The organism is Pseudoalteromonas sp. C2R02 (genome assembly GCF_018860845.1).
Classification (GTDB): domain Bacteria; phylum Pseudomonadota; class Gammaproteobacteria; order Enterobacterales; family Alteromonadaceae; genus Pseudoalteromonas.
Genome location: NZ_JAHKQC010000052.1, coordinates 132,779 through 138,778, shown reverse-complemented (window position 1 = coordinate 138,778; position 6,000 = coordinate 132,779). Strand labels below are relative to the sequence as shown.

The following is a 6,000-nucleotide window of genomic DNA, read 5'->3' as shown; positions in this document are numbered from 1 at the left end:
AAAACTATAAAACTATAAAAATAGAAAAATAGAAAAATAGAAAAATAGAAAAATAGAAAAATAGAAAACTATATTATAAAGGAGCTTTCAAATGGATTGTCCAATCACCAAGTTTAATGTCATTTGGAAAAAAGCACTTCAAGATAGTCCGTTAAAACAAAAAAGTGCCGTTTGTATTTCTACTATTGATGCTAATGGTTTCCCGCAAAGCCGTTTTGTAGATTTAAAATCGGCTGATAACAACGGCTTTATATTCTGTACTTACCTTGATTCCAATAAAGGAAAAGAGATACAAGACAACCCAAAAGTTTCGCTCACAATTTGGTGGGATCATATTGGCATGCAAATACGTATTGCAGGGCAAGCTGAAAAAATATCAGAACAATTATCAACTGAGTTTTGGTATACACGTTCAAGAGATGCCAAATTAACAACTACAAGCTTTAATCAAAGTCAGCCGCTCTCTTGCGAGTCAGAATTAGATACGAGATTTGAGTTAATAAAACAACAAATGCAAAACCAAGAAGTACCTAAACCAGATAATTGGGGTGGATATGTAATTAAACCTTTATCAATTGAGTTTTTAACATTTAAAGAAAGCCGGTTACACCTACGAGAGCTATACCAAAGTAAAAATGAGCAATGGCAGAAGTCACTTTTACAACCTTAAGCTGAGGAATATATGAAAGTAACTTTGTTCTCGTAGTTTGACTTACGGTTTAAAATAATTTTTAATGAGTAAATATTCTAAAGTATTAAAATGGATTTATCTTTATGAAACTCATAACTTATTTTATCTTTTCTATCATTACTTTCCCCGCCGCAGCAGAGCAGATAGATAAACATTTAGCCACAGTTTTAGGAAAGCCAGTCGAAGTTCAGGATATAAACTCAGGTAACAGAGAAGTTTTCACAACCTTATTTAATCATTACGCTGAGCTGAATAATTTAATCCCAACACATGACGATTTAAAAAAATATAATGAGTTTAAAAAATTAAGTCGCGAACTCGATATAAAGGAGTTAAAAATAACTATAGAAGAATTAAAAACCCTTGAGGCGTCAAGAGCCCTTTCTAAAGCTGAATTAAAAAAACGCGAGGTTAACACTAAAATACTGTCTCACTATCAAAATCAAAGGCATCAAGTTGCAGCCCTAAAACAGATACAGAACCAAGATCATGTTCCTGACTTTTTAAGGGATTTAGTTCAAATTTGGAAAATAAATCAATCTTTATATAAAAAATATGGTGGCGGTGTTGTATTTCAACAAGCAGGTTTAGAGCCTATTGATGCTTGGTTCGCCTTTTTTAAAAACGAAGTAAACAATGGAAACTTGGTATTTCATAACAAAGACTTTGAAGACCAATTTTGGAATAAAATAACACCCAATAAAACACATTGGTCATATAATGCAGAGCCTAAATCACCGTTCAAAGAACCAATATGGGTTGCAGCATTAGATAAAATTAAAACAAAATTGAATAAGCTTAAACAAAGTGAAAATAATTAAGTAAAACCAATTAAAATTTTTACTAGATAAAAAATAACTTTTCTGGTCCATATTAATATTATCATTTTAACAATATCTTATTCATGTTCGCGTTAAATTTTTACATGTAGGAATTTCAACCAAAGAGCTTGTCTATATAAATTTACACTTGCAAACAATGAAATATTTACTAGCAACTGTGGTTACGTAACACAAAATGAATTAGGCATATTTGAGCCATGAAACAACTTAGGCAAGAGATTGAAAAGTTAGTCACTATCGACAATCAAGAATGGAGCCAAATCGAAAGTCAATTCACTTTAGTAACGATCCCTAAAGGGAAAATTATTCATCAAGCAGGTGAGATATTCAGCAAAACTTATTATATTAAAAGTGGTAGCGCACGTGCATTTTTAATTGACTCACAAGGAAAAGATTTTACTTGGCAGCTCTATTTTAGAGATAACAGTTCAAGTGGAAATAATCATTTTTTAGATGACAGTGTTAGCTATTATGAGCAACAAGGCTCATTTTTATCCTTTGAAACACTTGAAAATAGCCTGTTTTATGTAATAGACAATAGTACGTTAGACGAGCTTTTTAATTCAGATAAAAAATTTGAAAAAATGGCACGCCGATATTTACACGATAACTTGTTTTCACCCATGTATAAGCGCACACTTTCAATCATGAGCGAAGATGCACAAACCCGCTATCACAGATTAATAAAAGATCACCCTAATATCTTTAAACATGTAAAAGCCTATCATGTTGCTTCATATCTTGGCATTGCCCCACAAACATTAAGTAAAATCCGTAAAAATGAATCTAGGTGAATGAAAGCCTGGTTTTAAGTCACTATTCTCATAAACATATTATTTAAACTTAATACTTTATGGGAAAGAAAAATGATAAAAACAGGTTGCTCTTATCACAGCATTATTAAAGCAAGCGGCATTTACGACATATTAGTGTTGCTGCCTTTCGCAATACCAGGCATAGTTGAAATAGTATTTACATTAATCAATAAAACACATGACGATTTAGCATTAACAGGATCATTGCCAGAATTTTTACCTTATCATTTTATGTTTGTAAACATCATGGCAATTATCAGTATTGTGTGGGCTGTAATTCGAATAAGAAACCCTATTCATTTGTACGCTTGTTATGACACTATTACACGACTTTTAATCGCCGCTAACATGCTAGTTTATCTTCTGTATTATGATATTACACAAATAATATGGCTATTTTTTATCGCAGAAGTTAGCTGGGCGATTTTGCAAATTAATGGTTATTTTTACAAAAATACGAATGCAGTGCAGACTTTAAGCACATTAGTCTAAAAGCCTAATGAGAAAATTCCAAGCTTTGGAATAAGGATAACGTTTCATTCACCAAGAGAACTCAAGCAACATAGCTAGGCTGTATACCATAAAGAAGATGTTAGTTTTTGAGTTTCTAACGTCAACTATGAGCCTTGAGCAGTCATTAACTCTGTTTAATTATTCGTCCCTTAAGACTCTTGAGTTCAATTGGAGATTACAGCGAAATGCTATCTGGCATCACTAGAATTATTAAACACCTGAGTTAAAAACTTGATCCAATGCCAACGAAATATGCTGCTCCACCTAGATCTGTGTTGTTAAATACTCAACATGTAATTAATGGTTTGCGCATAGCATTAGTTACAGGCGTTTAGTATTTAAAGGCGTGCCCTTCAGGTAACTCATAAGACTCTACGCCTTTTGACTCAAATATTATTTTCGCCATCTCCTTTGACCCGCCAAAAATGGACGAGTAAGTATGAAATGGCAACGCATAAAACCATTGCCGTTCGGTACTCCAGACTGCTTGAGGCGTCGAGTCTGGATACGAATAACAAGGGTTTTCGAGTACTGTGCGCCAATAGTCGAATAATATTGCACGGGGAGCTTGTAAAAGTAAATGGCCCGGCGGTTGGGACATCCCTATAATCTTTCTCCTACTTAAATGTAACAGTTCAGGAGTCGTGTCACAAAAGCCTTCCCAGAAAGTAAAAATGCAATCTTGTTCTGGTCCAGTGACAGTTGAAATGGCTTTTTCGACCGCATTTATCGCCTCAACCGGAGGCACACCCTCTAGTGGATCTGCAATATCTCCAACTGAGGGATTATCATAATCTATGTTTGGTCCAACTTCGAACCAGTTGGATTTTCCGTTAAACCTTGGAAAGCGATCTTTTACTGCTGTAGACCAACGAATAGGGAGCATCTGTCTAGCTTTTTCCATATCCGTAGCGTTTGTGTAGCTGGGTTGCTTTACATTTGCGGGAAATTGCTAAGCTGGATAACAAATATGAATATATCTTTCGAATACCTGCGGCATATATCGGTTAATTGATGCCAATGGGCCGGAACAGCCTTTTTCTACCCAATCGAAGAAACAACACTCCTCGACTGGGCGAAATTCTTGGGGTAGATGCTTCACTAGAACCTCCTTTTGTCTAGTAATTAATAAAGTAGTGTATAACTTTTTCTTATATCTATATTAAAGATTATCCTTATCGAAAATAAAAGGAGTCGTAGCCGTTTTAACTAATATCCGCTATTCGTTCTAATAAGCCAAATACCTAGCTGCTCTTAATGTCTGGTAAGTCGGAGCAGCAGCCATTAATAGCATATGCTATTACGTTAAAAATGAGCTCTGAGTGTACATTAAAATAAGACCTATGTAGGCCATAAGTTCTAATTAGTCATTTATAACTCTAAAATAAGATCTAATTAGTTGTTCAAATAGAACTCAAAAACTAAGTGATAAGTAAAACTGGCATCAAAAAATCAAAATGAAATAATGCTGCAGTCCCTCACCTCTGATTATCATCCCACCCATCAAAGTACCTTTATTTGGTAAATCAAAATAATACTGATAGTCTGTTAAACAATCGAAATGCTCTTTGGTATTAACTTAAGATAAATAATTTTTTGGAGATATAATGGATAACCGAGATGATTTAATCAGCTTTACTAAAAAAGGAATAGGCTTCCCTTTAGCTGGCACAATAATAATGAGCCTCTGTGCTATTTTTATCACCGAATTAGAGCAACGTCAGGCTTTAATTTGGACAATATGTGCAACAGGTAGTACTTTTCCTATCGCCTTTTTCATCTCAAAAATATTTAAAGTAAACCCTTTTGCTAAGTTTGGCCCATTATCAAATTTATCCGCAGTTTTAGCCTGTGCTCAATTTTTATATTGGCCTGTTCTCATTTTAGTTCTGCAATTAACGCCTAATTGGTTTCCTTTTGTAATGGCAATTCTGTTTGGCTCGCATTTTATTCCTTTTGGTTGGCTATATAAAAGTAAAGCATATTACTTTTTGGGTATCTCTATGCCGTTAACCGGTTGTATTTTGGCCCTTGGAGGAAGTGACTTTTCTTATGCTTATACATTTTTATCACTTATACCTTTATATATCATTACTTGCTTACTGCTTTTTAAAGAAATAAAAGTAAAAACGAATACTCAAAACACACCTATTAAAAACCTTTAAAAAGATGAACGCTATTTGAAATATAAATAGCGTTAACCTTTTTATTTATTTTTTATCTTACATCGATTGATAACATGTTTAGGTCGAGATATTTTATTACACACATATTTTGACTCATCTCGCCTTACACTAAATTCATCAAAATTAGAATTATTTAAATTACTACAGCCACTGATAATAATACTTGCTAAAACAACAATATACTTATACATTACGAACGCCTTAAAGGTACTTGCCATATATGACAAGCACTTATTTCAGTGCTCGTTTTACACAAATTTAAGCATCTACAAAAATAACTTCGCCGGTAATAAAGCCATCTACAGAACGTTCAAATGCTTTACCTACTAACTTTCCTGGTACGGGTTGAAATCCTGCCATCATTTCACCATAAACATCCCAAGCTTCTTCCAGTACAGTTGGATTAACAACATTTATACGAATATTTCTTGGCATTTCCAAAGCTACACATTTAACAAAAGTATCAATAGCACCGCTTGTAGTCGCATCTGCAATAGCGAATGGAATCGGTTTCACATTTAAAATACCACTGATCAAAGTAAATGATCCGCCATCAGCAATATATTCTTGCCCAATGCGAACAAGGTTAATTTGTCCCATCATTTTACTCATGATTGTTGTCATCCACTGCGTTTGTGTCATTTCACTAAACTCTGCGTATTCACAAAATCCAACGGTATTTACGACTGCATCAAAATGCCCTACTTTTTTATATAGATCCCTGATTGATGCTTCATTGGTAATATCAACAATATGATCAACATCTCCAGAGCGGCCTGCAGTAATGACTCTATGTTTACTTAAACCTGTTAATGCTGCTTGACCCATTTTTCCTAAGGCACCAATTAAAATAACTGTTTTCATATGTATCTCCGTTTGTATATCTTGATTTGATGAATACAATAGTAAAGCCCTCTAATAACAATTAGAAACAACAATAAACTGTAAGTGAT

General features: G+C 33.9%; 8 protein-coding genes. 5 read left to right on the top strand and 3 right to left on the bottom strand.

Annotated features, from left to right (window positions below; all coding sequences use genetic code 11):
• Nucleotides 1-91: 91 nt before the first annotated feature.
• The 4 genes from KO527_RS24645 to KO527_RS24630 all read left to right on the top strand — a co-directional run bounded on the left by KO527_RS24645 (nt 92) and on the right by KO527_RS24630 (nt 2,840).
• Nucleotides 92-670 carry a pyridoxal 5'-phosphate synthase gene (locus tag KO527_RS24645; protein WP_216042893.1) on the top strand — a complete coding sequence of 193 codons (579 nt, stop codon included), beginning with the start codon at nt 92-94 and terminating at the stop codon, nt 668-670.
• A 104-nt stretch (nt 671-774) separates the two neighbouring features.
• Entirely contained in the window at nt 775-1,512 is a 738-nt protein-coding gene (locus KO527_RS24640) for a hypothetical protein (protein WP_216042892.1), read from the top strand.
• 218 nt (nt 1,513-1,730) lie between these two features.
• Nucleotides 1,731-2,327 carry a cyclic nucleotide-binding domain-containing protein gene (locus KO527_RS24635; RefSeq protein ID WP_216042891.1) on the top strand — a complete coding sequence of 199 codons (597 nt, stop codon included), beginning with the start codon at nt 1,731-1,733 and terminating at the stop codon, nt 2,325-2,327.
• Between the two features lie 72 nt (nt 2,328-2,399).
• Nucleotides 2,400-2,840 carry a hypothetical protein gene (locus KO527_RS24630; RefSeq protein ID WP_216042890.1) on the top strand — a complete coding sequence of 147 codons (441 nt, stop codon included), beginning with the start codon at nt 2,400-2,402 and terminating at the stop codon, nt 2,838-2,840.
• 352 nt (nt 2,841-3,192) lie between these two features.
• Here the strand turns inward: KO527_RS24630 and KO527_RS24625 are convergent, their stop codons facing one another.
• On the bottom strand, nt 3,193-3,765 hold the full coding sequence (locus tag KO527_RS24625) for a hypothetical protein (protein WP_216042889.1): 573 nt from the start codon (nt 3,763-3,765) through the stop codon (nt 3,193-3,195).
• A gap of 703 nt (nt 3,766-4,468) precedes the next feature.
• Here KO527_RS24625 and KO527_RS24620 point away from each other — a divergent pair.
• The gene (locus KO527_RS24620; protein ID WP_216042888.1) at nt 4,469-5,026 is read left to right on the top strand and encodes a hypothetical protein; all 558 of its coding nucleotides are present in this window, start codon (nt 4,469-4,471) and stop codon (nt 5,024-5,026) included.
• 41 nt (nt 5,027-5,067) lie between these two features.
• On the opposite strand, the gene KO527_RS24615 is transcribed toward KO527_RS24620, so the two are convergent.
• Both KO527_RS24615 and KO527_RS24610 read right to left on the bottom strand, forming a co-directional pair.
• Complete coding sequence (locus KO527_RS24615; RefSeq protein WP_216042887.1) at nt 5,068-5,238, bottom strand: hypothetical protein; 171 nt, start codon at nt 5,236-5,238, stop codon at nt 5,068-5,070.
• A gap of 67 nt (nt 5,239-5,305) precedes the next feature.
• The gene (locus tag KO527_RS24610) at nt 5,306-5,911 is read right to left on the bottom strand and encodes a short chain dehydrogenase (protein ID WP_216042886.1); all 606 of its coding nucleotides are present in this window, start codon (nt 5,909-5,911) and stop codon (nt 5,306-5,308) included.
• Nucleotides 5,912-6,000 lie beyond the last annotated feature (89 nt).

Bases quoted from the DNA above. Each gene is read 5' to 3' on its own strand.
- KO527_RS24645 (WP_216042893.1), top strand. From the start codon at position 92: ATGGATTGTCCAATCACCAAGTTTAATGTCATTTGGAAAAAAGCACTT.
- KO527_RS24640 (WP_216042892.1), top strand. From the start codon at position 775: ATGAAACTCATAACTTATTTTATCTTTTCTATCATTACTTTCCCCGCC.
- KO527_RS24635 (WP_216042891.1), top strand. From the start codon at position 1,731: ATGAAACAACTTAGGCAAGAGATTGAAAAGTTAGTCACTATCGACAAT.
- KO527_RS24630 (WP_216042890.1), top strand. From the start codon at position 2,400: ATGATAAAAACAGGTTGCTCTTATCACAGCATTATTAAAGCAAGCGGC.
- KO527_RS24625 (WP_216042889.1), bottom strand. From the start codon at position 3,765: ATGGAAAAAGCTAGACAGATGCTCCCTATTCGTTGGTCTACAGCAGTA.
- KO527_RS24620 (WP_216042888.1), top strand. From the start codon at position 4,469: ATGGATAACCGAGATGATTTAATCAGCTTTACTAAAAAAGGAATAGGC.
- KO527_RS24615 (WP_216042887.1), bottom strand. From the start codon at position 5,238: ATGTATAAGTATATTGTTGTTTTAGCAAGTATTATTATCAGTGGCTGT.
- KO527_RS24610 (WP_216042886.1), bottom strand. From the start codon at position 5,911: ATGAAAACAGTTATTTTAATTGGTGCCTTAGGAAAAATGGGTCAAGCA.